The organism is Bacillus thermotolerans, assembly GCF_000812025.2.
Taxonomy (GTDB): Bacteria; Bacillota; Bacilli; order Bacillales; family Domibacillaceae; genus Quasibacillus; species Quasibacillus thermotolerans.
Window position 1 is genome coordinate 1 of sequence record NZ_JWJE02000006.1, and the last position, 3,159, is coordinate 3,159.

Consider the following 3,159-nt stretch of genomic DNA (forward strand, 5'->3'; position numbering starts at 1 on the left):
TTAGGATAAGTCCTCGATCGATTAGTATTCGTCAGCTCCACGTGTCGCCACGCTTCCACCTCGAACCTATCTACCTGATCATCTTTCAGGGATCTTACTAGCTTGACGCTATGGGAAATCTCATCTTGAGGGGGGCTTCATGCTTAGATGCTTTCAGCACTTATCCCGTCCGCACATAGCTACCCAGCGATGCCTTTGGCAAGACAACTGGTACACCAGCGGTGCGTCCATCCCGGTCCTCTCGTACTAAGGACAGCTCCTCTCAAATTTCCTGCGCCCGCGACGGATAGGGACCGAACTGTCTCACGACGTTCTGAACCCAGCTCGCGTACCGCTTTAATGGGCGAACAGCCCAACCCTTGGGACCGACTACAGCCCCAGGATGCGATGAGCCGACATCGAGGTGCCAAACCTCCCCGTCGATGTGGACTCTTGGGGGAGATAAGCCTGTTATCCCCGGGGTAGCTTTTATCCGTTGAGCGATGGCCCTTCCATGCGGAACCACCGGATCACTAAGCCCGACTTTCGTCCCTGCTCGACTTGTAGGTCTCGCAGTCAAGCTCCCTTGTGCCTTTACACTCTGCGAATGATTTCCAACCATTCTGAGGGAACCTTTGGGCGCCTCCGTTACTCTTTAGGAGGCGACCGCCCCAGTCAAACTGCCTGCCTGACACTGTCTCCCACCCGGATCACGGGTGCGGGTTAGAAGTTCAACACAGCCAGGGTAGTATCCCACCGACGCCTCCACCGAAGCTGGCGCTCCGGTTTCAAAGGCTCCTACCTATCCTGTACAAGCTGTGCCGAAATTCAATATCAGGCTGCAGTAAAGCTCCACGGGGTCTTTCCGTCCTGTCGCGGGTAACCTGCATCTTCACAGGTACTATAATTTCACCGAGTCTCTCGTTGAGACAGTGCCCAGATCGTTACGCCTTTCGTGCGGGTCGGAACTTACCCGACAAGGAATTTCGCTACCTTAGGACCGTTATAGTTACGGCCGCCGTTTACTGGGGCTTCAATTCAGAGCTTCGCGTAAGCTAACCCCTCCTCTTAACCTTCCAGCACCGGGCAGGCGTCAGCCCCTATACTTCGCCTTGCGGCTTCGCAGAGACCTGTGTTTTTGCTAAACAGTCGCCTGGGCCTATTCACTGCGGCTCCTCAGGGCTATGCACCCCAAAGAGCACCCCTTCTCCCGAAGTTACGGGGTCATTTTGCCGAGTTCCTTAACGAGAGTTCACTCGCTCACCTTAGGATTCTCTCCTCGCCTACCTGTGTCGGTTTGCGGTACGGGCACCTGTCTCCTCGCTAGAGGCTTTTCTTGGCAGTGTGGAATCAGGAACTTCGGTACTATCTTTCCCTCGCCGTCACAGCTCCGCCTGGATGGTGACGGGATTTGCCTCGTCACCGGCCTAACTGCTTGGACGCACAACCAGCTGTGCGCTTACCCTATCCTCCTGCGTCCCCCCATCGCTCAAACGGAGTGAGGTGGTACAGGAATATCAACCTGTTATCCATCGCCTACGCCTTTCGGCCTCGGCTTAGGTCCCGACTAACCCTGAGAGGACGAGCCTTCCTCAGGAAACCTTAGGCATTCGGTGGAAGGGATTCTCACCCTTCTTTCGCTACTCATACCGGCATTCTCACTTCTAAGCGCTCCACCAGTCCTCCCGGTCTGGCTTCACCGCCCTTAGAACGCTCTCCTACCACGGACACCATAAGGTGTCCATCCGCAGCTTCGGTGATACGTTTAGCCCCGTTACATTTTCGGCGCAGAGCCACTCGACCAGTGAGCTATTACGCACTCTTTCAATGATGGCTGCTTCTAAGCCAACATCCTGGTTGTCTAAGCAGCTCCACATCCTTTTCCACTTAACGTATACTTGGGGACCTTAGCTGGCGGTCTGGGCTGTTTCCCTCTTGACTACGGATCTTATCACTCGCAGTCTGACTCCCAAGGATAAGTCTTTGGCATTCGGAGTTTGTCTGAATTCGGTAACCCGAGAGGGGCCCCTAGTCCAAACAGTGCTCTACCTCCAAGACTCTTCCCTTGAGGCTAGCCCTAAAGCTATTTCGGAGAGAACCAGCTATCTCCAGGTTCGATTGGAATTTCACCGCTACCCACACCTCATCCCCGCACTTTTCAACGTGCGTGGGTTCGGGCCTCCAGTAAGTGTTACCTTACCTTCACCCTGGACATGGGTAGATCACCTGGTTTCGGGTCTGCGACCTCATACTCATGCGCCCTGTTCAGACTCGCTTTCGCTGCGGCTCCGCCTTTGCGGCTTAACCTCGCATGAAATCGCAACTCGCCGGTTCATTCTACAAAAGGCACGCCATCACCCATTAACGGGCTCTGACTACTTGTAGGCACACGGTTTCAGGTTCTCTTTCACTCCCCTTCCGGGGTGCTTTTCACCTTTCCCTCACGGTACTGGTTCACTATCGGTCACTAGGGAGTATTTAGCCTTGGGAGATGGTCCTCCCGGATTCCGACGGAATTTCACGTGTTCCGCCGTACTCAGGATCCACTCTGGAGGGAATGAAGGTTCGGCTACAGGATTGTTACCTTCTTTGATGGGTCTTTCCAGACCTCTTCGCCTGCTTCATTCCTTTGTAACTCCGTATAGAGTGTCCTACAACCCCAGAAGGCAAGCCTTCTGGTTTGGGCTGGTCCCGTTTCGCTCGCCGCTACTCAGGGAATCGCGTTTGCTTTCTCTTCCTCCGGGTACTTAGATGTTTCAGTTCCCCGGGTCTGCCTTCTCCTGCCCTATGTATTCAGGCAGGGATTCTGTCCCATTACGGACAGAGGGTTTCCCCATTCGGAAATCTCCGGATCAAAGCTTACTTACAGCTCCCCGGAGCATATCGGAGTTAGTCCCGTCCTTCTTCGGCTCCTAGTGCCAAGGCATCCACCGTGCGCCCTTTCTAACTTAACCTAAAATGGCGATTACTCGGTTATTGCTTGGTTACTTCTTATACGATATTATCCAGTTTTCAAAGAACAAGTATATTGAAGGCATTCATCCTTCAAAACTAAACAAAATATCATGCCAGCCTCGTTATATTCCTTAGAAAGGAGGTGATCCAGCCGCACCTTCCGATACGGCTACCTTGTTACGACTTCACCCCAATCATCTGCCCCACCTTAGGCGGCTGGCTCCC

Annotated in this window: 2 rRNA genes; both read right to left on the reverse strand. The window is 53.7% G+C overall.

Going from position 1 to position 3,159, the window contains the following annotated elements:
* Position 1: 1 nt before the first annotated feature.
* Positions 2-2,933 (reverse strand): 23S ribosomal RNA (locus tag QY97_RS04160).
* A gap of 136 nt (positions 2,934-3,069) precedes the next feature.
* Positions 3,070-3,159 (reverse strand): 16S ribosomal RNA (locus tag QY97_RS04165); the annotation flags it as partial.